Source organism: Mesorhizobium sp. NZP2298 (genome assembly GCF_013170825.1).
Classification (GTDB): domain Bacteria; phylum Pseudomonadota; class Alphaproteobacteria; order Rhizobiales; family Rhizobiaceae; genus Mesorhizobium.
Genome location: NZ_CP033365.1, coordinates 880,575 through 902,419 on the forward strand (window position 1 = coordinate 880,575; position 21,845 = coordinate 902,419).

Here is a 21,845-nt window from a genome sequence, read left to right on the forward strand (position 1 = left end):
GCTCTAAGGGTCAGTTTCGCAGCGCCGCGCGTTTGCCCTGCAGGAACCGGCGCACCGCCGGATCGCGTTCGAGGCCGATCGCCCTGTCATAGGCTTCGGTTGCCTGCGGCACCTGGCCAAGCCTGGCCAGGAGACCGGCCCGCGCCGCCCAGTAAGGCTGATACTCATTCAGCCGCTTGTCGTCACCCAGCACGTAGAGGGCCGCCAGCCCCGCCACGGCGCCCTCGGCCTCGGCGAGCGCCACCGCACGGTTGATCGCCACCACCGGCGATCCGGCGATCGAAAGCAAGGCGTCGTAAAGTTCACGGATCGCCACCCAGTCGGTGCGGCCGGTCAGCCGTCGCGCGGCGTGGGCGGACTGCACGGCGGCCTCAAGCTGGTAGCGGCCGACGACGCCGCTCGCCGCTGCATGGGACAGAAGCGCTTCCGCCTCATCGATGAGGGCGTGGTCCCACAGGTCGAAGTCCTGTTCGGCCAGCGGCACGAAGTCGCCTTCGGCGCTACGCCGGGCTGCACGGCGCGCCTCGGCAAACAGCATCAGCGCAAGCAGGCCAAGCGCTTCCGGCTCCTCCGGCATCAGCGTGGCGACCAGGCGGCCGAGCCAGATGCCTTCGGTGGCGAGGTTGCGCGCCCTAGTCTCCGTGCCGACCGGATCCGACCAGCCTTCGGCGAAAGCGGCATAGATCGCCTCCAGCACGGCATCCAGTCGTTCGCCGAGTTCGGCCCGCTCCGGCACGCGGAACGGAATGCCGGTTTCGCGGAGCCGCGTCTTGGCGCGCACCAGGCGTTGGCCCATCGTTGCCGGCGAGACCAGGAAGGCGGAAGCGATCGTCGCGGCATCGAAGCCGAGAATGGTCTGCAGGATCAGCGGCGCCCGCACGCCCGGTTCGATCGCTGGATGCGCGCAGGCAAACATCAGCCGCAGCCGTTCGTCGGGCAGATCCTCGTCGGTCATGCGCGCCTCCATCTCCTCGGCGATCAGCTTGAGATGATCGCGGGCGGCCTCCCGGGTGAGCCGCCGCCGAACCGCATCGACACGACGCCGACGCGCCACGGCCAGAAGCCAGGCTTCCGGCTTTTCGGGCACGCCCGACTTCGGCCAGCGTTCGAGCGCCGCGGCAAAGGCATCGGCCAGCGCGTCCTCGGCGGCGGCCACGTCGCGCGTGCGCGCCGCGAGCCAGGCGACCAGCTTGCCATAGCTCTGCCGGGCGGCGGCCTCGGCGGCCGCCCGGGCGATCTCCGGGCGACTGTCCATCATATCGTCATTTCTGGACACGCCGTCATTTCTTGGGCATGTAGTCGGCCATTTCCCAGATCGGCCGCAACTCGACCGCGCCGGTGCTGGCCGCCGGACAGCGTGCCGCCCATTCGATGGCGGTGTCGATATCGGCCGCCTCGATCATGTAGAAGCCGGCAAGCTGCTCCTTGGTGTCGGCATAGGGACCGTCAATCACGTTGGTCTTGCCGTCGGTTATCCGCACCGAGGTGGTCGCCTGGCTCGGGCGCAGCCTTTCGCCGGCGAGCCATGCACCGGATTTCTTCAACGCTTCGGTATAAGCGGCATAGGCCGCGCTCATCTGCTGGGCCTTCTCGATCGGCGTGTTCGCCAGCGCGGCTTCGTCGCTGTTGATCAAAATCATGTATCGCATGGGTTCTTCTCCCGTGTTTCGAAGGCCGCGTCCTTGCGGGGCCAGACGTATGTCGCGCGGCGACGGTCGATTTCGACAGGACGCAGGAAAAACTTTCGGCCCTGATCGGGCACGACACAAGCCTTCCCACCTTCGTCATGCCAGGGCGGAGCGGCCGCAAAGCGTGGCTCGCTCTCCAGCAATTGGATGATGCGTCCGCCAAACGTGCCATAGCCACCGACGATGAGAAGTTTCATGCACTGCTCCCCCAGAGCCACGGTTGAGGTTCATGCATGCCGTTGTTGGGCGACATGCATCAGCCAATCAGGCGACCGCGCAGTTCGGCCGACGGCACGTCACACCTGTCCCTCCTGCCGAACAGGGCGTAGCGATTTTTGGCGATGCGATCATACAGCCAGTCGCGCAGCGGTCTCGGCAGCAGCAACAGCACCTTGGCCGCCCGCCACGGCCAGCCAAGTTCCGACATCACGGCGACAAAGCTGTCCAGCCGCGTGAAGGCCGCGCCATCGACAAGGACGAGATTGGTTTCGTAAGCGTCCGTGCGCAGCCCATATTGCCGGAACAGCGCTTCGCCGAAGGGCGATTGAGCGGTGGCGAAGCGGAAGCGGTCCTGGCGATCGAGCCTGACCACCATGCGCACGAAGCCGGAGCACAGCAGGCACACGCCGTCGAAGACGATCAGCGGATGGTTTGTATCGAAGGGTTCAGAGGGACGGCTTGGGTTGGGCCGATTGGACGGGGACGGACTTGACTGGGAAAGGTCGGTCACGCTGGCCTCGGCTGCTCGTGTCCGGAGACACTAAGCCAGCCGGAGGCGGCATCAAAGACGCGGCATTGTCGCACGCCGCTCGTCGGCGAAAGCCGGACGCTCGGCGCGATAGGTGGTGGCGCGGGAGTTGGCACCTGGCCGGCAGATCCGGCTGTTGTGGCGGCTCTCGAACGTCATGATCAGTGCGCGCCCAGCGAGGTGCCGCGACGGGCGCAAGCCGGACCCGGGCCGCGCATGTAGTAGCGCTCGGGCCGATAGGTCGGCGCGACGAATTCGCGGATGGCGGCGGCATAGCCGATGAGGTGCGTTAGGAAGTTCATTTTACCCGTCCCTGTCCCGATTTTCGGATGTCCCTTCCGAATTGCGCGAATGATAGCATCGAGGCGTGAATAGTCGGTGAACGTGATGTTAATTTCTGGTCGAAAACCCGTTGCTTCGTGGCCGGAATGCGGCTGATTCGGGGTGTTTCCATGCCTTTTGTCGCCATTCCGCCGAGTGTGACTTTTGCATCACATATGTTTCGTTTGAATGTCGCCTGCGCGCGGTTCTGTTTCAACTTCCAGCCAACGCGGGAAATTTTCGTGCGCGGAGCCCAGGGCGATGGCTTGCGCAGCAGCGTGCGGTTGGAACTGGAATGGAACTTGCTCGTTCTCGACCTGTCACCACGGGAGTTCGTCATGGCACCACGTCCAGCCTGGAAGGGCTATCTGAAGCTTTCGCTGGTCACTTGTGCCGTCGAACTGACCAATGTCGTCACCCATACGGAGCGCGTCTCGTTCCGGATTCTCAATCGCAAGACCGGCAACACGGTGAAGCGCATCTATGTCGATGCGCAAACCGGCAAGCCGCTTGCCGATGGCGACGAGATCAAAGGCTATGAATTGGACGATGGCGATTTCGTCCATATCGACGAGGACGAGATCGAGGCGGTGCAGATCGAATCCTCGCACACGATGAACCTGGACGGTTTCGTCGACAAAGCCTCGATCCAGCAGATCTATCTCGATACGCCCTATTATGTCGCGCCGGCCGACAAGGTGTCGGAGGAGGCTTTCGCCGTGATCCGCGATGCCATGGCAGGCAAGAAGATGGCCGGGCTGGCGCGCATCGTGCTCTATAGCCGGGAACGCCCCGTGGTCATCGAGCCGCTCGGCAAGGGCATGGTGCTGACGACGCTGCGCTACGACAACACGGTGCGCCAGCCGGACAGTGTGTTCGGCGAGATCAAGGCGGTGAAGACCGACCAGGAGATGACCGATCTGGCCGAACTGATCATCGACAAGAAGAAAGCGAAGTTCGATCCGTCGAAATTCGACGATAAATATGAGGACGCGCTGCTCGAACTGATCCGCGCCAAGAAGGCCGGCAAGAAAGCGCCCAAGGCCCAGGCGGCGCCCAAACCCTCGAACGTCGTCAACCTGTTCGATGCGCTGAAGAAGAGCCTTTCGTCGGATTCAGGCTCCACGAAAGCGTCGTCCGCGAAGGCCAAACCGGTGGCCAAGCGCGCCAAGCCGAAAGCGGCCGCGCCCAAGCGCAAATCGGCCTGAGGAAACAAATGGCCGGCCTCGAGCGATATAACGCCAAGCGCGATTTCAAGAAGACCTCGGAACCGGCCGGCAAGATCGCGCGGACCGGGAAAAGCGAGGGCGGCATCTTCGTCATCCACAAGCATGCGGCGACGAGGCTGCATTACGACCTTCGGCTGGAACATGACGGCGTGCTGTGGAGCTGGGCGGTGACACGTGGCCCAAGCCTGGACCCGCATGAGAAGCGGCTGGCCGTCCATGTCGAGGACCACCCGATCGACTATGCGCCGTTCGAGGGCACGATCCCCAAAGGCGAATATGGCGGCGGCTCGGTCATCGTCTGGGACGAAGGGACATGGGTGCCCGAGACCGACCCGGCCAAGGCGATGAAGAAAGGCCATATCAACTTCGAGCTCAAGGGCCACAAGCTGCATGGGCTGTGGCATCTGGTCAGGCTGAAACCGCGTCCGGGCGAAAAGCGCGACAACTGGCTGCTGATCAAATCGGACGATGCCGCGGCGCGCCCGGGCGAGGATATACTGAAGGAGGCGCCGCAATCGGTGAAGTCCGGCCTGACGATCGAGGAGATCGGCGAAGGCAAGACGGCGAAAGGCCGAAAGCCCGACGTCTGGCATTCGAACAAACCGGCGACCGGCAACGCGAAGGCGGCCGCCCGGAAACTCGACTTCATCGAACCGCAGCTGGCGACACTCGAACGGGATGCGCCGCCGGGCAAGGACTGGCTGCACGAAGTGAAATTCGACGGCTATCGCATGCAGGCGCAGATCGCAGGTACCGATGTGCGGCTCTTGACCCGCACCGGACTCGACTGGACAGAGAAATTCGGCGGCGAAATCGTCACCGAACTCGCCGGCCTGAAATGCAGCGATGCCATCATCGACGGCGAGATCGTCGTGCTGGCCGACAGCGGCGTCTCTTCCTTCGCCTTGCTGCAGCAGGATTTGTCGGCAAAGCGGACAAATCGCTTCATTTATTATGTGTTCGACCTGATGCGCCTCGACGGCAAGGATTTGCGCGCCGAACCGCTGGTCGAGCGCAAGCAGGCCTTGCAGGAGCTGCTCGGCACGCAGTCCGAGAACCCGGCGGTGCGTTTCTCCGACCACTTTTCCGAGCCCGGCAAGATCATGCTGGAGCATGCCTGCCGGATGGGGCTGGAAGGCGTCGTCTCGAAGCGTGCCGATGCGCCCTATCGCAGCGGGCGCGGCCCGACATGGGTGAAGTCGAAATGCACGGCGCGGCAGGAATTCGTCATTGGCGGCTATTTGCCGTCGGACAAGACCGGGCGCGGGCTGCGCTCGCTGCTGGTCGGCTACTATGAGGGCGGCAAACTACACTATGCCGGGCGTGTCGGCACCGGCTTCTCCGCCAAGGGTGCGACGGAGCTGAAGACGAAACTCGATGCGCTGAAGGCCAAGGATTCGCCTTTCGACAAGGCCGTGCCGAAGGGCAAGGGTCTGGTCTGGGTCAAGCCGGAGCTTGTCGGCGAGGTGGAGTTTCGCAGCTGGACCTCGGACCGTATAATACGCCATGCCTCGTTCCAGGGGCTGCGCGAGGACAAGCCGGCGGAGGACGTTGTGCAGGAAAAGCCCAAGGCAGCGACAGGCAAGGCCAAGTCGTCGTCAAGCGGCGCCGGCAAATCCGCCGGGGCGGTAACGACCACCGTCAAGCTCTCCCACCCCGACAAGCTGCTGTGGCCCGATGAAAAAATCTCCAAGCAAGGTCTGCTCGACCATTACGCAGAGGTCTGGCCGCGCATGGAGCAGTTCGTCGTCAACCGTCCGGTCAGCCTGGTGCGGGCGCCGGACGGCGTCGGCGGGCCACGCTTCTTCCAGAAACACGCCTCGGCCGGCATGAGCGACAAGATAGCCCGGATGAAGGATCCGACCGATGGCGAGGAAATCCTGTTCGTGCGGGATTTCGACGGGGTCGCGGCGCTCGTCCAGTACGGCGTGGTCGAGATCCACATCTGGGGATGCATGATCGACAAGCTCGAACAGCCGGACCAGATCATCTTCGATCTCGACCCCGATGAGGGCGTCGACGTGAAAGCGGTGCGCGAGGCGGCGCTCGACATCAGGGGCAAGCTCGACGAGCTGTCGCTGCCGAATTTCGTCAAGACATCGGGCGGCAAGGGCTATCACGTGCTGGTGCCGCTGAAGCCCTCGGCGGATTGGGATGCGGTAAAAACCTTCGCCCATGATTTCGCCAAGGCGCTCGAACAGGGCGCTCCTGACCGCTACACGGCGACGCTGTCGAAGAAGGCGCGCACCGGGAAGATCTTCGTCGACTATCTGCGCAACGGCCGCGGCTCGACGACTGTCGCACCCTATTCGTCGAGGGCCAAGAAGGGAGCTACCGTGTCGATGCCGGTGACCTGGACCGAAATCGAGGCCGGGCTGGCGCCGAACGCGTTCCCGATCGGCGACAAGACGACGCTGAAACAGTTGGCGCAAGCCGATCCGTGGGCGGATTTTTTCAGGCAGGGGAAGATATTGAAGCGGGGGTGAGCCCGACGGAGGTGTGGACGAGGTAGGCCCCTCAGCTCAAAAACGCCCTCTCAAACGCCTGCTTGCCCGGCGGCGAGAAGATGACCGCGCGGCTGTCCTTTTCGCGGCGTGCCCATTTTTCCAGAAGGATCTTGTCGAGGATGGCGGCGCCCAGCTTGCCGGCGAGATGCGAGCGGCGCACGCTCCAGTCGAGGCAGGCGCGGCAGACCGGCCGGCGCGGCCTGGGATCGACATCGATGCCCATGGCGGAAAAATGCGATGCCGCCGACGGACCTAGCCTGATCCCCCTGTCGTCGCGCAGCAGGATGTCTTTCTCGACAAGGCGGTCGAGCATCGCCACCGCCTGCTCGCCGGCGAGGTGGTCATAGCAGACGCGGGCGACGCGCATCGCCGCGTCACGCGGACCCGGCCGCACGCGCTTGGGGCCAACGGCTTCCGCCACACCGGTGATGGCTTCGATCATGCCCGCGACCTGCGGACCGGCGAGGCCGTAATAGCGATGCCTGCCCTGGCTGGCCAAGGTCAGCAACCCACCCTCCATCAATTTCGACAAATGCGAGCTGGCGGTCGGCAAGGAGACGCCGGCCTCCAGCGCCAGTTCGCTCGCCGTCAGCGCCGTGCCGCCCATCAGCGCGCTGAGCATGTTGGCGCGGGCCGGATCGCCGACCAGGCTGGCGATGCGCGAGATATCAGGTCCTTCACGCATGGTTTGATCCTTGTCGAAGCATCCTTGTGAGATAACCACTAATCTGGCCTCAGCTCAAGGAGCCGGCGACGCAAGCGACGATGGCTCCTGACGCCCTAAACTGCCTAGCACATCGATGCGTATGACGTTTCGACCGCGCTCGAAGCGTCGATGCAAGACCCCAGGGAGCCGACCATGACCATCACCTGCTTCATCCGCTATGAGATCGACCCGTTCGGCAAGGCCGCCTTCGAGGAATATGCCCGCAACTGGGGCCAGGCCATTCCGCGCTGCGGCGCCGATCTGATCGGCTATTACGCACCGCATGAGGGTTCGGCGACGACGGCCTACGCCGCCTACAACATTGAAAGCCTGGCCGCCTACGAGGCCTATCGCGCGCGGCTTGCCGCCGATCCCGCCGGCAAGGCAAACTATGAGTTCGCTCGCCGCGAAAGATTCATCCTCAAGGAGGACCGCATGTTCCTGAAACACGTCTCCGGGCCCCATGCGAAGCTGGTGCTGCCGTGATCGCCGTCATCTTCGAGGTCGAACCGGCGGAAGGCAAACGCGATGCCTATCTCGGGATCGCCGCCAAGCTGCGCCCCTTGCTCGAAGGCATTGACGGCTTCATCTCGATCGAGCGCTTTCAGAGTCTCGCCGACCCGAACCGAATCCTGTCGCTGTCGTTCTGGCGCGACGAGGACGCGGTGAAGGCCTGGCGCAACACCGAAGAGCACCGGCAGGCTCAACAGGCGGGCCGCGGCGGCATCTTTGCCGGCTATCGGCTGCGCATCGCGCATGTGGTGCGCGATTACGGGCTGGCCGAAAGGGACGAGGCGCCGGCGGACAGCCGGGCGGTGAATGGGTGAGTGGCTTGGCGCGGCAGCGCTCAAGCATTCCCGATCAGCACCCCCGCCGCGAACACCAGCGCACCGCCCAGCACCACCTGGAAGGCGGCGCGCAGGAAGGGCGTCTGCATGTAGCGGTTCTGGACGAAGGCGATGGCCCACAATTCGAAGAACACCACCACAGCGGCAACGGCCGTCGCCGTCCAGAAATGCGGAATGAGATAGGGCAATGCGTGGCCCAGACCGCCGGCTGATGTCATGACGCCGGTGGTGATGCCGCGTTTTATCGGCGAGCCGCGGCCCGAGAGCTTGCCGTCGTCGGAAGCGACTTCAGTAAAACCCATGGAGATGCCGGCGCCGATCGACGCGGCAAGCCCGACCAGGAAGGTCTGCCAGGTGTCATGCGTGGCAAAGGCAGCGGCGAAGATCGGCGCCAACGTCGACACCGAACCGTCCATCAGGCCGGCCAGGCCCGGCTGCACATAAGTCAGGATGAACTGGCGCTGCTCGGCGGCGGCCTCTTCATCCTTCACGTCGCCGGGCACATGCTTCTGCTCCAGCCGCTGCGCCAGTGTCTCGTGACCCTGTTCGGCTATAGCGAGGTCGTCGAGAAGTTTACGCGTCGAGGCATCGGTGGTGCGCTTTGCCGCCTCGACGTAGAACAAGTAGGCCTGCTGCTCCATCGCCTCGGCCTGGCGGCGCACATGCTCGATGCCGAGCGGCCTCACCAGCCAGTCGGGCTTGCGCTCGAAATAGCCTTTCACATGTTCGCGCCGGATCAGCGGAATGCGCTCGCCGAAACGCTTGCGGAAGAGTTCGATCAGGGAGTCGCGATGGCCGTCCTCCTCCTCGGCCATCTCCTCGAACACCTTTGCCGATTGCGGGAAGCTTTCCGCCAGCCCGTCGGCATAGGCCCGATAGATGCGGCCATCATCTTCCTCGGATGAAATGGCCAACGCCAGGATTTCTTGTTCGGAGAGCGATTCGAAGGAGCGGCGGCCGAAGCCGAAAACACGGGAAAGCATGAGGAAATGACCCTAGTTTAGAATAATTCTAAACTAGGGTTTGACACGCTCCGGGTCAATCGCGCCGAGGTCACGGGTTCGAGAATTGTTGAAGCGCTCGAGCGGCCCCGTTTCTTTATTATTGGCAAAGATTCACCTATATAGCTGAACCTAAGACAAGAATGAGGAGCATGCGCATGACGAAGCCGCACCCGCAGCATTTCGACCCGAAACCCGTTCTCGATCTCATCGCCGGCATCGAGGCCGATCTGCAGCGCCTGAAGGGCCTGGTCGAGCAGCAGATCGAAAAGTTCGACCCCGCCAACCCGCACAACAAGGCCCCCGACGGCAAGCTGACCGAGGAAGGGGTCGAGTGCTGCTACCGCATGTTCGACGAAGGCAAGTCGCGCTATTCGGTCGCCCAGCAGATGAAGATCTCCTTTGCCGCCGCCACCCACCGCTTCAACAATTGGCGCAAGCTGGGCGGAACCAAAAGGCAGCGGACGTTGCTTGGGTGAAAACCCGGTCCCCGGCCGGACGGCTCCGAGAGACGCGGAGCATGGCGATGTCGCCGGGATATCACCCCCTCTGGCCAGCCGGCCGAAGGGGGTGATTGCCGAGACGCTTGAGACAATGTCCCCGGCGATACCCGCCAACATTGTAACGGTCACATTTTTTCGATGGTGCGCCACGGCTGTTTGCGCGCATCATGAGAAGACCCTCTCTTCCACTGGACCTCGCATGACCGCCACCAACCCACCCGGCATCGCCGACATCCACGCCGCCGCGGCCCGCCTTTCCGGCCTGATCGTCGAAACCCCCTTGATCGAATCGCAGGAGCTGAACAAGCGCTTCGGCGGCCGCGTCCTTTTCAAACCGGAGACGCTGCAGCGCACCGGTTCGTTCAAGTTCCGCGGCGCCTACAACAAGCTGTCGTCGCTGAGCGAGGCGGAACGCAGCCGTGGCGTCGTCGCCTTCTCGTCGGGCAATCATGCGCAAGGGGTCGCCGCTTCGGCCGCCATGTTCGGCATCAAGGCGGTCATCGCCATGCCGGCGGACGCGCCGGCGATGAAGATCGGCAATGTCCGCAAGATGGGGGCGGAGGTGGTGCCCTTCGACCGCTTTCGCGATGACCGCATGACCGTGGTTCGCCCCTATATCGACAAGGGCATGGTGCTGGTGCCGCCCTTCGACGATCCTGCCATCATTGCCGGGCAAGGCACGATCGGCCTTGAACTGATGCGGCAGGCCAAGGCGCTCGGCGTCAGCCTCGACGCCGTCTTGATCCCCTGCGGTGGCGGCGGCCTGTCGAGCGGCATTTCGGTCGCGGTCAAGGATGCCTCGCCCGGCACAGCGGTCTGGGCGGTCGAGCCCGAGCATTTCGACGATACGCGCCGCTCGCTCGCCGCCGACGCCCGGGTTTCCAACGAAGCGGGCCACAGCTCGATCTGCGACGCGATCCTGACGGCCGAGCCGGGGGTGATGACGTTCGAGATCAACCGCAAGAACCTCGCCGGCGCCATTGCCGTCTCCGACACAGCGACGGCACAGGCGATGCGCGATGCCATGGCCTATCTGAAGCTGGTGGTCGAGCCCGGCGGCTGCGTGGCGCTGGCGGCGCTGTCGTCGGGCGAGATCGAACTGTCCGGCAAAAGTGTTGCCGTGGTGCTGTCCGGCGGCAATGTCGATTTCGGCACCTATGCCGGGATCATGGCGGCGGCCTGACCGCTTGTCCCCTGCGCCATGCCCGCTATCAGCGCATCTGCCGTACGGGAGATGCGGGTGATCGGACGCCGTCTTACGATCCAGCCGTCGTCATTGGCGATCATGGTTCGTTGGGACAGGTGACAGGATGAAAAAGACCTACGAAAAGCCACGGCTGATGAAGCGCGAGAAGCTCTCGGTCGTGACCGCGGTCACGTGCACGATCTCCCATCCGTGCCCGTAAACGGCCCGCCGCGTAACCCAGGTTACGCGGCGGTGCCGCCAAACTTTTCGGAGGCTTCGTGTGAGCGCCGGTCAGTCCAGCGTGCGCCTGAAGCGCAAGAGCGCGGTGCCCGCGAAGACCAGCACGAACACGGCCAGCCAGCCGATCTCGGTGGCGATGGCGTGGAAATCGGCGCCCTTCAGCATGACCGCGCGGGTGATGCGCAGGAAATGCGTCAGCGGGAAGATTTCGCCCAGCGCCTGGGCCCAGCCCGGCATGCCGCGATAGGGGAACATGAAGCCGGACAAGAGCAGGGACGGCAGGAAGAAGAAGAAGGTCAGCTGCATGGCCTGCATCTGCGAGCGGGCCATGGTCGAGATGGTATAGCCGAGCAGGACCAGCGACAGCACGAAGACAAGCACCGACGACAACAGCAGCGTCAGGCTGCCGACGAACGGGATATCGAACAAGAGCTTCGCCGCCACCAGCACCACCGCGACCTGCACCGCGCCGACGACAAGGAAGGGCAGCACCTTGCCCAGCATGATCTCGGCCGGGCTGGACGGCATGGCGAGCAGGTTCTCCATCGTGCCGCGCTCGGTTTCGCGGGTCAGTGCCATGGCAGTCATCATCACCATGGTCATCTGCAAGATGACGCCGAGCAGGCCGGGCACGATGTTGTATTGCGAAATGCCTTCGGGATTGTAGCGCTGGTGTACCACCACCTGCAGCTGCTGCCTGGCATTCTCGGCGGCGGCCGCCTGCATGCCCTGGGCGCGCAGCAACGCCTGGCTCGCCACCTTGCTCAGCGTGGAAATGGCGCCGCTCGCCGCCGAGGGATCGGTGGCGTCCGCCTCGATCAGGATCTGCGGATTGTCGCCGCGCTCGACACGCTTGGCGAAGTCGGCCGGGATGGTGACGACGAAGGAAACGTCGCCGCGCGCCATCAGGAATTCCGCCTCCTCGGCGCTCTGGGTGACATGGTCGAAACGATAGTAACCCGTCACCTGCAGCGCCGAGACCATGGCGCGCGTGTACTGGTCGTTGCTCATCGCCACCAGCGCCGTCGGCAAGCCCTTCGGATCGTTGTTGATGGCAAAGCCGAACAGCACCAGCTGCAGCAGCGGAACGCCGAGCATCATGGCGAAGGTGATGCGGTCGCGCCGCATCTGGATGAACTCCTTGATCAGCAGCGCGCCAAGCCTGGCGAAGGAGAAGATGCTGTTCATGCCATGTTGTCCTTCGACCCCGACATGAACTGGATGAAGACGTCCTCCAGGCTGGTTTCGCCCGGCGCGACCGTTACGCCCTCGTGCTCCTTCTCGACATCGGCAAGCGCTGCTTCGAGCTTCTTCCTGTCGGAACCGACGACATGCAGCGTCGCGCCGAAGGGTGCCACCTGGTCGACGCCGGCGCGGCCCTGCAGCTCTTCAGCCACCTTGGCCAGCCGCGGACCCTGCACCACGAACGTCGTCAGGCCGGCATTCCTGACCACTTCGGCGACGGTGCCGGTGGCCAGCATCTTGCCGTAGGAGATGTAGCTGATGCGGTGGCAGCGCTCGGCTTCGTCCATGTAGTGGGTGGAGACCAGCACGGTGAGCCCGCCGCTGGCGAGACGATGGATCTCGTCCCAGAATTCGCGCCGTGCCTTCGGGTCGACACCGGCCGTCGGCTCATCGAGCAAAAGCAGCTTCGGCTTGTGCATGATGCAGGCGGCGAGCGCCAGCCGCTGCTTCCAGCCGCCGGACAGCGTGCCGGCCAGCTGGTTGCGGCGCGTGGTGAGGCCGAGTTCCTCCAGTGTCCTGGCGACATACTCCTCGACCGGTTTCAGCCGGTAGAGCCGCGCCACGAATTCGAGGTTCTCGCCGATCGTCAGATCCTCGTAGAACGAGAATTTCTGCGTCATGTAGCCGACTTCACGCTTGATCCTGAGCGATTCCGTGCGGATGTTGAAACCCAGCACCGTGCCTTCGCCTTCGTCCGGCGTCAGCAGGCCGCACATGATGCGGATGGTGGTGGTCTTGCCCGAGCCGTTGGGGCCGAGAAACCCGACGATCTCGCCCTCGGCGACCGACATCGTCACGTGGTCGACGACGGTCTTGTCGCCGAAGCGCTTGACCAAGCCGTGAACGTCGATGGCGTTCATTTTGCCGGTTCCGCAAGATCGACGTCGACGATCTGGCCGGGCTGCAGCGGGCCGGCATCGCCCTCCGGGCGGGCCTCGACCAGATAGACCAGCTTCTGCCGGTTCTCGAGCGAATAGATCACCGGCGGGGTGAATTCGGGATCGGGCGAGACATAGCTGACCCGCGCCTTCACACCACCGCCGCAGCCGTCGCAATGAACGTTGAGCAGGCTGCCGATCCTGACCGAGGAGAAGGCGGCCTCCGGTATGTAGACGCTGAGCTTCACCGCGCCGTCAGGCAGCATCGAGATGACCGGCGCGGTCGGGCCGGCGGTGTCGCCGGGATTGCGGATGACGTCGTTGACGCGGCCAGGCGAGGGCGCCGCAAGCACCCGTTTCGACAATCGCCACTGCGCTTGCTCCAGCGTCGACTGCGCCTGCTTGACCTGGTTGTCGGCGGCCTTGATCGTCTCGGGGCGCGCCGGCAGCCCGCCGACGGCGAGATTGGCCTCGGCCTGGCCAACTTGGGCGTTGGCCGTCTCCAGCGTCGCCGAGGCGGTGTCGTAGTCGGCTTGCGTGCCAGCGCCACGCTTGAACAGATCGGCGGCGCGGTCGTATTTGCGCTTGGCGTCGGCCGCCTGGGCTCTCGCCATGTCGACCTCGGCCTTCAGCACGGCGATCTCTTCCGGCCGCTTGCCGACCTGCAGATCGGCGAGTTGCGCCTGCGCCTGCGCAAGGCCGGCTTCGGCTTGCGCCACCGCGATCCTGGCGTCGGCGCTTTCCAGCGTCACCACGGGCGTGCCCGGCGTGACGCGATCGCCGCGCTTCACGGTAACCGTATCGACCTGTGCTACCTCGATGGGCGCCAGCAGCACATAGTCGCCTTCGACATAGCCGACGGCGAGCGGCGCGGCGGGGGCACAGGCACCGAAGAGCTGGGCGGCAAGCGGCAAGGAGCAGAGAAAACTCATTTTCTTAACCCCATTTTGGGTTTTGATCCCATTGGGGGTTTTGATCCCGTTCGGGCGGCCAGTATGGCGCTGAGATTGTCTGAAACGGCGGACACCACCTTGGCCGCCTCGGCGGCGCCGATGTCGTGCCAGCCCATGCGGCGCATCACCGCCTCGCGGCCGATGCGGAAATAGATGACCTGGCCGATCAGCGTGAACACGGTGAGCCGGGTCCGCTCGCTTTCGGCCGGCTCGCCGGTCGCCTGCTCCCAGATCAGACACAGCCGGCGATGCGTCGGCTCGAACACGCCGTCATAGATGCGGTCGAGGGCTGCTGTCGGATGCGACAGTTCGCGCAGGACGAACTGCACGATCTCGCCGGCCTGCGGCTGCGCCACGATGAAGCCGACCATCCGCTCCAGCGCCCCGAAGAGCAGCAAGCGCGCGGACTCCGGATCGTTTGCCGCCGCGGCCTGGGCGCTGCCCAGCGCCTGGCCGGCAACCGTCTGGATGGTTTCGACGATATAGTCGGCGGCGGCGGCGCGAAGGCCTTCCTTGCCGCCGAAATGATAGGCGATCGACCCGATATTGGCCTGCGCCTCCGCAGCGATCTCACGGGTCGAGGTCCCGTCGAAACCCTGCCGGCTGAACAGTTTCAGCGCCGCCCGCACGAGTGCGGTGCGCGTCAGATCCGCCGGAGAGGTCTCGCGGCGGGGACTTTTGGCGGCGGGGATTTTGATCATGGCAAGACTTTAATCAATCGATTGATTAAAGTCAACTTGTGTTCTGGCTTGTCTTGCCATCGCCCGCGGCAAACGCTTTAGTGCGCGGCCATGGGCAAGGAAGTCGAGCGCAAGTTCCTGGTCTCCAGCACCGCATGGCGGGAGCTGGTCGAGGCGGATATCCGCATTCTCCAGTTCTATCTTGCCGCGGCGCCTGGGCGGACCGTGCGCATTCGCATCAGCGACGGCGCGTCCGCCAAGCTGACGCTCAAATTCGGCAGCGGCGCGCGCGAGCGCGACGAGTTCGAATATCCAATCCCGCTCGCCGATGCCTTGGAGATGCTGGACTTCGCCATCGGACGTGTCATCGAGAAGACACGTCACCATGTTAGGCATCGCGGCTATCTCTATGAAGTCGACGTCTTTGGCGGTGCACTCGCGGGACTTGTGGTGGCCGAACTCGAGACGCCGGAAGACGTGCCGGACGAAATGCTGCCTGACTGGCTCGGCCGTGAAGTCACCGGCGAGCAGAAATTCTACAACGCGTCGCTCGCCCTCGGGGGGATACCGGAGATCGCCGCATGAGCTTTCGTATCGACCCGCGCCTGCCGCTGACCGGCGAGGTCAGGCGCATCCTCGCCGAGGAAATCGGCAAGGCGCTCCAGCATCTGGATGCGGCGCGCAGCCGGCCGGAACAGGGGCTGCACAAATGCCGCAAGCGGCTGAAGGGCGCGCGTGCCTTGTTGCGCTTGGTTCATTCCGGAGACGAAACATTCTGCACGACGGAGAATCAGTGCTATCGCAACGTGGCGGCGCTGCTTGCCGGCCCGCGCGAGGCGACGGCGTTGATCGAGACAATCGACCGGCTGGCGGCTGCTTTTCCCAAGGAGAGCGCCGATGGCGGGCTCGATGCCGTGCGCGACAGGCTGATCGCCCGTCAGCACGATCTGCATGAAGGCTCCGGCCTTGAAGCGGCAATCGGCGCGGCGACCGCCGCCTGCGAAGACGGCATGAAGCGGATCGAAAGCCTCGCCCTGCCCGACCAGCCGGAACAGGCGGCCGACGTGCTCGCCGAAGGCGCCCGCGTCACCTTGCGCCGTGCCAGGAAGGCGCTCGACAGGGCCGGCGCGCGCGGCGAGGCCAATGATTTCCACGATTTGCGCAAGGCGGCCAAGACGCATGGCATGCACCTCTCGCTGCTGGGCAGGCTCTGGCCGACGCCGATCAAGGCGCGGCGCAAGGCGGTCGATGAACTGGGCGAACGGCTCGGCGAACTGCATGATCTGTTCGTCATGCGCACGCTGCTCGAGGCGGACGACGAGCCGCTTGGCCCGCCCGAGGACACGAAACTTCTTGGCAAGCTCATGAAGCGCTCGGAGAAGAGCTTGAGAAAGTCATGTCTTGCCGAGGCGGGCGAGCTGTTCGGCGACAGCCCCAAGCATTCGACCAAGAAGCTGGCCCGCAACGCGCGCGACGATCTGGCCAGTCCGGCGCAGCGCGACGAGACAAGCGCTTCCGCCGGCTGACGAAGCGCCGGCACGCTGGCACTTCCCCGCCGGCGTGTGCTAGTCACGCTCCATCATGACCGAGCCCGGCGACACGCTCCTGGACCGCCTTGGCCGCTGGCTCGCCGGCCGGTTGCAGGAAGAGTCCTCCGGCTATGAACCCTACACGCCGTCGGACCCTGAAACACTGCGCCGCACGCTGGAACCCGGCGACATCCTGCTGATCGAGGGCAACCAGAAGATCTCGGCGGCGATCAAGTACCTCACCCAGTCGACATGGTCGCATGCGGCCTTCTATGTCGGCGACGCGCTGGCCGAACCGGAGGACGGAACAGAGCGGCGGCGGTTGATCGAGGTCACGCTCGGCGAAGGCTGCGTGGCGGTACCCTTGTCGCGCTACCGCACCTACAACACCCGCATCTGCCGGGCGAGCGGGCTGACGCCGGAGGACCGCGACAGGGTCGTCGCCTTCATGATCGGCAAGCTTGGCCTGAAATACGACCTCAAGAACATTTTCGACATGCTGCGCTATTTCCTGCCGACGCCTCCGGTGCCGGTGCGCTGGCGCCGGCGCATGCTGGCCTTCGGCTCCGGCGACCCGACCCGCGCCATCTGCTCCTCGCTCATCGCCGAGGCCTATGGCCGGATCCACTACCCGATCCTGCCCGAGATCACCCGTGCGCCGGGCCGCGCCTCGGCGCAGTCGAGCTATATGCGCAAGGAAATCCTGCACATTCGCCACCACTCGCTCTACACGCCGCGCGACTTCGACTTGTCGCCGTTCTTCCGCATCGTCAAGCCGACGCTGGAATATGGTTTCGACTACCAGCAAATGGTCTGGGACGACAAGGCTGCCAGCGCGGAGACGAAAGCCGCTGAATAATGCGTGTCGCCCCAAAAGCGACCCCAGGTTTGGGAAGACGACATGCATGGAACAAGACCTGAAGCACGTCGCATGAACCGGCTTCGACGCGACGCGCTTCAGCAGTCCTTTCAAGCTGGAAGCGGGCGTCGTCCTTTTGCGGCGGGCGGCTCAGGCATCCGCGCCCCGGCATCGCGCGGGTGCGGGCCGATCGGCATGATCGCGGGAAACGGCGTCGCCCCAAAGGCGAACGTCCATTTGTAACCGGTGAGCCCGTCCTCGGGCGTCGTATGCTGGTCGTGGTGAGCCAGCAATTTGGCGCGCTCGGCAAGGTCTTCCGCTTCGCGCCGCACCATCTCGGCCGTCTCCGGCCGCATCCGCCTGGAGAAGCTGACGAAGGTCGCCTCCTTCTCGATATGGGTGATGGCCCAGCCGATGAAGTTCTTGTTGGTCATCTCGAACAGCGGCCTGAGCGGCCCTTCGAAGTTCCACTGGATCGGCGTTTCGACCAGCAATCTTGCCGTGAGGCCCCGGCCGAGCGCGATCAGTCCCAGTTCCTCGAGATCGCGCAGATAGAGGAACATCGAGGCTTCGCTCAGGCCCTGCGAGCGCATGATGCCTTCCGGCGTGAACTTTTCCGACAGCATGACGAAGATGAACAGCAGCGCCGGTCGGCCGGCCAGCCGGCGCTCGATCTCCGGCGCAATGTGGTTGACCGGGCCCGGCCCCCGGTTCATCGAGCCGAGCACGTTTTCCAGCTCGACGCCGGCTGCGGCGCAGATCTCCACCAGCCGGTCGAGCTTGCAGTTGCGCTCGTGGAAGATGCGCTTCACCGTCGGCTCGGAAACGCCCATGCGATCGGCCAGCTCGCGATAGGTGACGCCCTTCGCCTTCAATGTCCGCTTCAGCGCCTCGAAGATCAGACCGTTCATGGGATGCATCTCTTGCCGGCAATTTCGTATCGATTTTCGATACTAGCGGCAATCAGGCTTTTCGAAAAGTATCGAAAATCCTAGCTCACCGCCTGTCATCACAGGAGAACAGCCATGAAACGCCTCATCATCTCAGCCTTGGTCGCCACCATCGGCATCGCGGCCGCACCAGCGGTCCAGGCCGGTGAACTCTGGCGCGCAACGGGCCTCGAACAACCGGAATCGGCGCTGCTCGACGCCCCCAACAATCGCATCATCGTCTCCAACATCGTCGGCAACCCGGGCGATGCCGACGGCAACGGCTATTTGTCAGTGCTGTCCCTGGACGGCAAGATCGTCACCCAGCACTGGACCGACGGCATGGACGCGCCCAAGGGCCTGGCGATATCGGGCGGCAAGCTCTATGTCGCCGACATCACCAAGGTCCGCGTCGTTGACCTCGCCAGCGGCAGGCTGATCAACAGCATCGTGGTTCCGAATGCCGTCTTCCTCAACGACATGACCTCGGATCAAGCGGGCAGGGTCTATGTCAGCGACATGCTGGCCGATACGATCTACCGCATCGACGGCGACAGGCCGGAGCTGTTCGTCAGGGATGCGATGCTGGCTTCGCCCAACGGCGTCTTCGCCGATGGCGGCCGGCTGATCGTGGCCTCCTGGGGCAAGGGCATCAAGCCCGACTTCAGCACGGCGGAGCCGGGCGGGCTGCTCGCCATCGACCTCGCCAGCAAGGTGGTTTCGCCGCTGCCAGGCGCGCAGAGATTCGCCGACCTCGACGGCGTCGTCGCTATTGGCGGCACAATCTACGCCACCGCCTACATGACCGGCACGCTTTACCGCTACAAGGCTGGCGGCGCGCCGGAAGCGGTGGCGCATTTCAAGCCGGGCAGCGCCGACATCGGCACCGACGGCAAGTCGATCCTCTATGTGCCGCTGATGAACGATGGCGAGGTGGCGGCGCTGAAGCTCGACTGAGAAACGGCGCCTCGGGGCCGAGCCGCGACCTTCGCTAACAGCCGTCGATGGACCGTGGTAGGAAGGGTCATCGACGGCGATGGAGGTTTGCCATGGAAGACTTTGCCATGGAAGACGGGGACATCCGGACGGCCCTGGATCACCACTGGGCGGCTTCCGACGCAGGTGACTTCGAGACGGAACACCAGATCTACCGGGAGGATGCGGTGCTCGACTATCCGCAATCGGGCGAGCGCATCCGCGGACGGCGCAACATCCAGTCGTCCCGCGCCGCGCAGCCGAACCGCAAGCGCTTCACCGTGCGGCGGATCGTCGGCAAGGATGACCTCTGGGTCACCGAATATGTCCTGACCTATGACGGGCAGCCATCCTATACCGTCAGCATCATGGAGTTCCTGGACGGCAAGGTGGCGCGCGAGACCCAGTATTTCAGCGATCCATTCGAGCCGGGACCCTCGCGGGCACAATGGGCCGAGCGGATATTGTGAGCCGTGGGGAAAATCATCCGCCGATCGCCCGTGCGGAACTGCCGAACGAGACCGTCGCTCTCGCCCGCTTCCTGATCGGCAAGCTGGTGATGCGAGCGTTGCCCGAAGGCATTGTCAGCGGCCGCATCGTCGAGACCGAGGCCTATGTCGTCGGCGACACCGCCGGGCATGGTTTCAGGGGAATGACCCCGCGCAACCGCTCGCTGTTCCTCGAGCGCGGCCATGCCTACGTCTATCTCGCCTATGGCACCTCCATGATGCTGAACGTCTCGAGCGAGGGGCAGGGGATCGGCACCGGTGTCCTGATCCGGGCACTGGAACCGCTCGAAGGCATCGCCATCATGCGGCGGAACCGTGGCGTCGAGCGCTTGCGTGACCTGGCGCGCGGGCCGGGAAGGCTTGCCTCGGCACTGCGGATCGATCGTTCGCTCGACGGGCTCGACCTCTGCCAGAAAGGGCCTTTATGGCTCGCAGGCGATGCCCAGGACCCCGGCGAGATCGGGCAGGGCATCAGGATCGGCATTTCGAAGGATGCCGACCGCCTGCTGCGATTCTATCTCAGGGGTAGCCCGTTCGTCAGCGGGCCGAGATCGCTCAACCGATGAGACGCCGGCCAGCCGCCCTCCTGCGTTGAAAGGAAGCTGGACGCGATGGGAACCGCTCCTCTCACTTCCCCGCCAGTTGCGCCGGCGCGTCGCGGATCGAGGCGGCTTAGGTCACCAGCGGCCGCCTGACGCCGGCGGTGCGGCGGGCTTGAGGCGCACGCCCCTGCCGCCGCGCTCGCTGGCCTGGTTCTCGCCGATCAGCTCCACCCCGGCCTCGTCGAGCGCCTGGATGACCTTCATCAGCGTATCGACCACGCCACGGACCACGCCATTGCTCGCTTCCATGCGCTGGATGGTTGGAAGCGAAACGCCCGCGCGCTCGGCGAGCGTCTTCTGGTCGATGCCGGCCAGGGCCCTTGCGGCACGCATCTGCGCGGCAGTGATCATCGGCCGGAGCCCATGTCTGCGTCCGCGGAAATGACGCATGATGTTTCAAGCATCAGCATGAATCCTCGAGGCTTACGCACCGTCGCCGATTGTCCATACTTCCCGAGGATTGCAAGCTAGGATGTTGTTCATCTGAGGCAGGGGGTAACGCGGTTGAACATTTTCAAGGCTCTGGTGACATCGGCATGCTTGCTGTCAATGGTTCTGGCGCTGGCGGGCTGTGGTGGACACCTGATCAACAGATTGATCTGAGGGCAAGCCAAAAGGGCGCGGTCAGGCGCCATCAGCTATCGTCGCTCACCACCTTGCGCCGCTGCAGGAACCGCGCCACCAACCAGCATAGCATCGCCCAGGCGAAGCCCGCACACCAGCCCGCCAACACATCCGACGGCCAATGGACGCCGAGATAGATGCGGCTGACGCCGACCAGCACCGTCGTCAGCACGGCGAGGGACAGGACGTATATCTTCGTCGCGCGGCCATGCAGGAAGCGCGCCGCGAGCGAACCGAGCGTGAGATAGGTCACCGCCGACAGCATGGCGTGGCCACTCGGGAAGGAAAGCGACGTCTCGCTGACCAAATGCGAGACGAGCTCGGGCCGCGGCCGGTCGACGCCGACCTTCAGCAGGCTCGACAGAAGCTGGCCACCCGCCACCGCGACGAAGATGAGAAGCGCGATCCCAGGCCTGCGGATCAACAGCAGATAGATGATCGTTGCCGCCGTGATCAGCACCAGTACACTGGCGCTGCCAAGGCTGGTGATGTCGCGCATCGCCCCCTCCAGCCATGGCGAGCCGATTGGAATACCGGGTTGGCCCGCCTGGCGGAAGGCAAGCAGGATTTCGGTGTCGAAGGCGTGTGGCGTGGTGGCGCGCGCCACCTCCATCAACTCCTCGAAGCCCCAAAGCCCACCGGCGATTACAAGGCCGGCCAGCAGGACCGGGAATTCGATCCGGTTGAGCAGAGTGCTTACAGTGTCTTTCATCCGATCGGTGCCGCAGCCTTCATTTGGTCATCGTCCTTGCAGATAGGGCCCGAGCGTGATCAGCGCCACGGCCGCGATCGCCAGCACGATGCCAGCGGCCTGCAGCGCGTTGACACGCTCGCCGAAGAACACCAGCGCGACGACATTGACCGAGACCAGTTGAATGACGGCCGAGAGGCTGAAGGACACCGACATGCCGAATTCACGGATCAGCCGCAGCATGATCAAATTGCCCAGCGAATAGAGAGCGAGCGTCAGCAGGATCTTGCCGAGGCTCGGCGCCAGGCCCCATTGCTTGGCGGCGGTCGCCGCCAGAAGGAAGATCACCGTTGAAAAGCCAAGCTGCAGCAGTCCCGAAAAACCCAACGTCCCG

At 64.4% G+C, this 21,845-nt stretch carries 27 protein-coding genes; 12 read left to right on the plus strand and 15 right to left on the minus strand.

Annotated elements, in window-relative coordinates:
* Nucleotides 1-10: 10 nt before the first annotated feature.
* The 5 genes from EB231_RS04130 to EB231_RS04150 form a co-directional block, all read right to left on the minus strand.
* Nucleotides 11-1,255: an RNA polymerase sigma factor gene (locus tag EB231_RS04130; protein ID WP_172352806.1), complete on the minus strand. Its 1,245-nt coding sequence runs from the start codon at nt 1,253-1,255 to the stop codon at nt 11-13.
* 25 nt (nt 1,256-1,280) lie between these two features.
* Nucleotides 1,281-1,649 carry a YciI family protein gene (locus tag EB231_RS04135; RefSeq protein ID WP_172347714.1) on the minus strand — a complete coding sequence of 123 codons (369 nt, stop codon included), beginning with the start codon at nt 1,647-1,649 and terminating at the stop codon, nt 1,281-1,283.
* A complete protein-coding gene (locus EB231_RS04140) occupies nt 1,637-1,885 on the minus strand; it encodes a hypothetical protein (RefSeq protein ID WP_172347715.1) in 249 nt (82 codons plus the stop codon). The genes EB231_RS04135 and EB231_RS04140 overlap by 13 nt, the downstream gene beginning before the upstream one ends.
* Nucleotides 1,886-1,944: 59 nt before the next feature.
* Nucleotides 1,945-2,418 carry a thiol-disulfide oxidoreductase DCC family protein gene (locus tag EB231_RS04145; RefSeq protein ID WP_172347716.1) on the minus strand — a complete coding sequence of 158 codons (474 nt, stop codon included), beginning with the start codon at nt 2,416-2,418 and terminating at the stop codon, nt 1,945-1,947.
* A 179-nt stretch (nt 2,419-2,597) separates the two neighbouring features.
* Complete coding sequence (locus tag EB231_RS04150) at nt 2,598-2,738, minus strand: hypothetical protein (RefSeq protein ID WP_013892047.1); 141 nt, start codon at nt 2,736-2,738, stop codon at nt 2,598-2,600.
* A gap of 357 nt (nt 2,739-3,095) precedes the next feature.
* Here EB231_RS04150 and ku point away from each other — a divergent pair, with 357 nt between their 5' ends.
* Together ku and ligD are read left to right on the plus strand one after the other, a co-directional pair.
* Nucleotides 3,096-3,965 carry a non-homologous end joining protein Ku gene (gene ku, locus EB231_RS04155; protein WP_172352807.1) on the plus strand — a complete coding sequence of 290 codons (870 nt, stop codon included), beginning with the start codon at nt 3,096-3,098 and terminating at the stop codon, nt 3,963-3,965.
* A gap of 8 nt (nt 3,966-3,973) precedes the next feature.
* Nucleotides 3,974-6,472, plus strand: coding sequence for a DNA ligase D (ligD, locus tag EB231_RS04160; protein ID WP_172347717.1), 2,499 nt, complete (start codon nt 3,974-3,976; stop codon nt 6,470-6,472).
* Nucleotides 6,473-6,503: 31 nt separating this feature from the next.
* Here ligD and EB231_RS04165 read toward each other — a convergent pair whose 3' ends face one another.
* Entirely contained in the window at nt 6,504-7,178 is a 675-nt protein-coding gene (locus EB231_RS04165) for an ArsR/SmtB family transcription factor (protein WP_172347718.1), read from the minus strand.
* Nucleotides 7,179-7,352: 174 nt separating this feature from the next.
* On the opposite strand from EB231_RS04165, the gene EB231_RS04170 reads away from it, so the two are divergent.
* Complete coding sequence (locus tag EB231_RS04170) at nt 7,353-7,685, plus strand: NIPSNAP family protein (RefSeq protein WP_140771034.1); 333 nt, start codon at nt 7,353-7,355, stop codon at nt 7,683-7,685.
* Nucleotides 7,682-8,026, plus strand: a complete 345-nt coding sequence (locus EB231_RS04175; RefSeq protein WP_172347719.1) for an antibiotic biosynthesis monooxygenase family protein — start codon at nt 7,682-7,684, stop codon at nt 8,024-8,026. The genes EB231_RS04170 and EB231_RS04175 overlap by 4 nt, the downstream gene beginning before the upstream one ends.
* A 20-nt stretch (nt 8,027-8,046) precedes the next feature.
* Here EB231_RS04175 and mbfA read toward each other — a convergent pair whose 3' ends face one another.
* Nucleotides 8,047-9,030: an iron exporter MbfA gene (gene mbfA / locus EB231_RS04180; protein ID WP_172347720.1), complete on the minus strand. Its 984-nt coding sequence runs from the start codon at nt 9,028-9,030 to the stop codon at nt 8,047-8,049.
* Nucleotides 9,031-9,206: 176 nt separating this feature from the next.
* Between mbfA and EB231_RS04185 the strand changes: the two genes are divergently transcribed.
* Nucleotides 9,207-9,527, plus strand: a complete 321-nt coding sequence (locus EB231_RS04185; RefSeq protein WP_056576330.1) for a hypothetical protein — start codon at nt 9,207-9,209, stop codon at nt 9,525-9,527.
* Nucleotides 9,528-9,750: 223 nt separating this feature from the next.
* A complete protein-coding gene (locus tag EB231_RS04190) occupies nt 9,751-10,734 on the plus strand; it encodes a threonine/serine dehydratase (RefSeq protein ID WP_172347721.1) in 984 nt (327 codons plus the stop codon).
* Nucleotides 10,735-11,028: 294 nt separating this feature from the next.
* Here the strand turns inward: EB231_RS04190 and EB231_RS04195 are convergent, their stop codons facing one another.
* The 4 genes from EB231_RS04195 to EB231_RS04210 are packed head-to-tail and all read right to left on the minus strand — an operon-like array spanning nt 11,029 to nt 14,754.
* The gene (locus EB231_RS04195) at nt 11,029-12,165 is read right to left on the minus strand and encodes an ABC transporter permease (RefSeq protein ID WP_172347722.1); all 1,137 of its coding nucleotides are present in this window, start codon (nt 12,163-12,165) and stop codon (nt 11,029-11,031) included.
* On the minus strand, nt 12,162-13,082 hold the full coding sequence (locus tag EB231_RS04200) for an ABC transporter ATP-binding protein (RefSeq protein ID WP_172347723.1): 921 nt from the start codon (nt 13,080-13,082) through the stop codon (nt 12,162-12,164). The genes EB231_RS04195 and EB231_RS04200 overlap by 4 nt, the downstream gene beginning before the upstream one ends.
* Nucleotides 13,079-14,032, minus strand: a complete 954-nt coding sequence (locus EB231_RS04205; RefSeq protein ID WP_172347724.1) for an HlyD family secretion protein — start codon at nt 14,030-14,032, stop codon at nt 13,079-13,081. Before EB231_RS04205 ends, EB231_RS04200 begins: the two co-directional genes overlap by 4 nt.
* Nucleotides 14,029-14,754, minus strand: a complete 726-nt coding sequence (locus EB231_RS04210) for a CerR family C-terminal domain-containing protein (protein WP_172347725.1) — start codon at nt 14,752-14,754, stop codon at nt 14,029-14,031. Before EB231_RS04210 ends, EB231_RS04205 begins: the two co-directional genes overlap by 4 nt.
* Nucleotides 14,755-14,844: 90 nt before the next feature.
* Between EB231_RS04210 and EB231_RS04215 the strand changes: the two genes are divergently transcribed.
* Genes EB231_RS04215 through EB231_RS04225 form a run of 3 tightly spaced genes read left to right on the plus strand, consistent with a single transcriptional unit; the run spans nt 14,845 to nt 17,121 of the window.
* Nucleotides 14,845-15,318 (plus strand): CYTH domain-containing protein, encoded by a 474-nt coding sequence (locus EB231_RS04215; RefSeq protein ID WP_172347726.1) that lies wholly within the window; start codon nt 14,845-14,847, stop codon nt 15,316-15,318.
* On the plus strand, nt 15,315-16,259 hold the full coding sequence (locus EB231_RS04220; protein WP_172347727.1) for a CHAD domain-containing protein: 945 nt from the start codon (nt 15,315-15,317) through the stop codon (nt 16,257-16,259). Before EB231_RS04215 ends, EB231_RS04220 begins: the two co-directional genes overlap by 4 nt.
* A 55-nt stretch (nt 16,260-16,314) precedes the next feature.
* Nucleotides 16,315-17,121 (plus strand): YiiX/YebB-like N1pC/P60 family cysteine hydrolase, encoded by an 807-nt coding sequence (locus EB231_RS04225; protein ID WP_172347728.1) that lies wholly within the window; start codon nt 16,315-16,317, stop codon nt 17,119-17,121.
* 110 nt (nt 17,122-17,231) lie between these two features.
* Here the strand turns inward: EB231_RS04225 and EB231_RS04230 are convergent, their stop codons facing one another.
* A complete protein-coding gene (locus EB231_RS04230) occupies nt 17,232-18,032 on the minus strand; it encodes a helix-turn-helix domain-containing protein (protein ID WP_172347729.1) in 801 nt (266 codons plus the stop codon).
* Nucleotides 18,033-18,146: 114 nt separating this feature from the next.
* Here EB231_RS04230 and EB231_RS04235 point away from each other — a divergent pair, with 114 nt between their 5' ends.
* The 3 genes from EB231_RS04235 to EB231_RS04245 all read left to right on the plus strand — a co-directional run bounded on the left by EB231_RS04235 (nt 18,147) and on the right by EB231_RS04245 (nt 20,100).
* Nucleotides 18,147-19,007 carry an SMP-30/gluconolactonase/LRE family protein gene (locus EB231_RS04235; protein WP_172347730.1) on the plus strand — a complete coding sequence of 287 codons (861 nt, stop codon included), beginning with the start codon at nt 18,147-18,149 and terminating at the stop codon, nt 19,005-19,007.
* Between the two features lie 107 nt (nt 19,008-19,114).
* A complete protein-coding gene (locus tag EB231_RS04240) occupies nt 19,115-19,495 on the plus strand; it encodes a nuclear transport factor 2 family protein (protein WP_172352808.1) in 381 nt (126 codons plus the stop codon).
* Nucleotides 19,474-20,100, plus strand: coding sequence for a DNA-3-methyladenine glycosylase (locus EB231_RS04245; protein ID WP_172347731.1), 627 nt, complete (start codon nt 19,474-19,476; stop codon nt 20,098-20,100). Before EB231_RS04240 ends, EB231_RS04245 begins: the two co-directional genes overlap by 22 nt.
* A 111-nt stretch (nt 20,101-20,211) precedes the next feature.
* Here the strand turns inward: EB231_RS04245 and EB231_RS04250 are convergent, their stop codons facing one another.
* The 3 genes from EB231_RS04250 to EB231_RS04260 form a co-directional block, all read right to left on the minus strand.
* Complete coding sequence (locus EB231_RS04250; RefSeq protein WP_172347732.1) at nt 20,212-20,487, minus strand: helix-turn-helix domain-containing protein; 276 nt, start codon at nt 20,485-20,487, stop codon at nt 20,212-20,214.
* 283 nt (nt 20,488-20,770) lie between these two features.
* Nucleotides 20,771-21,472, minus strand: coding sequence for a phosphatase PAP2 family protein (locus tag EB231_RS04255; protein ID WP_172347733.1), 702 nt, complete (start codon nt 21,470-21,472; stop codon nt 20,771-20,773).
* 27 nt (nt 21,473-21,499) lie between these two features.
* Nucleotides 21,500-21,838 (minus strand): hypothetical protein, encoded by a 339-nt coding sequence (locus EB231_RS04260; RefSeq protein ID WP_172347734.1) that lies wholly within the window; start codon nt 21,836-21,838, stop codon nt 21,500-21,502.
* Between the last annotated feature and the right edge of the window lie 7 nt (nt 21,839-21,845).

Bases quoted from the DNA above. Each gene is read 5' to 3' on its own strand.
- EB231_RS04165 (WP_172347718.1), bottom strand. From the start codon at position 7,178: ATGCGTGAAGGACCTGATATCTCGCGCATCGCCAGCCTGGTCGGCGAT.
- EB231_RS04235 (WP_172347730.1), top strand. From the start codon at position 18,147: ATGAAACGCCTCATCATCTCAGCCTTGGTCGCCACCATCGGCATCGCG.
- EB231_RS04190 (WP_172347721.1), top strand. From the start codon at position 9,751: ATGACCGCCACCAACCCACCCGGCATCGCCGACATCCACGCCGCCGCG.
- EB231_RS04130 (WP_172352806.1), bottom strand. From the start codon at position 1,255: ATGGACAGTCGCCCGGAGATCGCCCGGGCGGCCGCCGAGGCCGCCGCC.
- EB231_RS04185 (WP_056576330.1), top strand. From the start codon at position 9,207: ATGACGAAGCCGCACCCGCAGCATTTCGACCCGAAACCCGTTCTCGAT.
- ku (WP_172352807.1), top strand. From the start codon at position 3,096: ATGGCACCACGTCCAGCCTGGAAGGGCTATCTGAAGCTTTCGCTGGTC.
- EB231_RS04150 (WP_013892047.1), bottom strand. From the start codon at position 2,738: ATGAACTTCCTAACGCACCTCATCGGCTATGCCGCCGCCATCCGCGAA.
- EB231_RS04255 (WP_172347733.1), bottom strand. From the start codon at position 21,472: ATGAAAGACACTGTAAGCACTCTGCTCAACCGGATCGAATTCCCGGTC.
- EB231_RS04170 (WP_140771034.1), top strand. From the start codon at position 7,353: ATGACCATCACCTGCTTCATCCGCTATGAGATCGACCCGTTCGGCAAG.
- EB231_RS04135 (WP_172347714.1), bottom strand. From the start codon at position 1,649: ATGCGATACATGATTTTGATCAACAGCGACGAAGCCGCGCTGGCGAAC.
- EB231_RS04240 (WP_172352808.1), top strand. From the start codon at position 19,115: ATGGAAGACGGGGACATCCGGACGGCCCTGGATCACCACTGGGCGGCT.
- EB231_RS04225 (WP_172347728.1), top strand. From the start codon at position 16,315: ATGACCGAGCCCGGCGACACGCTCCTGGACCGCCTTGGCCGCTGGCTC.
- EB231_RS04220 (WP_172347727.1), top strand. From the start codon at position 15,315: ATGAGCTTTCGTATCGACCCGCGCCTGCCGCTGACCGGCGAGGTCAGG.
- EB231_RS04200 (WP_172347723.1), bottom strand. From the start codon at position 13,082: ATGAACGCCATCGACGTTCACGGCTTGGTCAAGCGCTTCGGCGACAAG.
- EB231_RS04230 (WP_172347729.1), bottom strand. From the start codon at position 18,032: ATGAACGGTCTGATCTTCGAGGCGCTGAAGCGGACATTGAAGGCGAAG.
- EB231_RS04245 (WP_172347731.1), top strand. From the start codon at position 19,474: ATGGGCCGAGCGGATATTGTGAGCCGTGGGGAAAATCATCCGCCGATC.
- ligD (WP_172347717.1), top strand. From the start codon at position 3,974: ATGGCCGGCCTCGAGCGATATAACGCCAAGCGCGATTTCAAGAAGACC.
- EB231_RS04205 (WP_172347724.1), bottom strand. From the start codon at position 14,032: ATGAGTTTTCTCTGCTCCTTGCCGCTTGCCGCCCAGCTCTTCGGTGCC.
- EB231_RS04195 (WP_172347722.1), bottom strand. From the start codon at position 12,165: ATGAACAGCATCTTCTCCTTCGCCAGGCTTGGCGCGCTGCTGATCAAG.
- EB231_RS04250 (WP_172347732.1), bottom strand. From the start codon at position 20,487: ATGATCACTGCCGCGCAGATGCGTGCCGCAAGGGCCCTGGCCGGCATC.
- EB231_RS04215 (WP_172347726.1), top strand. From the start codon at position 14,845: ATGGGCAAGGAAGTCGAGCGCAAGTTCCTGGTCTCCAGCACCGCATGG.
- EB231_RS04210 (WP_172347725.1), bottom strand. From the start codon at position 14,754: ATGATCAAAATCCCCGCCGCCAAAAGTCCCCGCCGCGAGACCTCTCCG.
- mbfA (WP_172347720.1), bottom strand. From the start codon at position 9,030: ATGCTTTCCCGTGTTTTCGGCTTCGGCCGCCGCTCCTTCGAATCGCTC.
- EB231_RS04140 (WP_172347715.1), bottom strand. From the start codon at position 1,885: ATGAAACTTCTCATCGTCGGTGGCTATGGCACGTTTGGCGGACGCATC.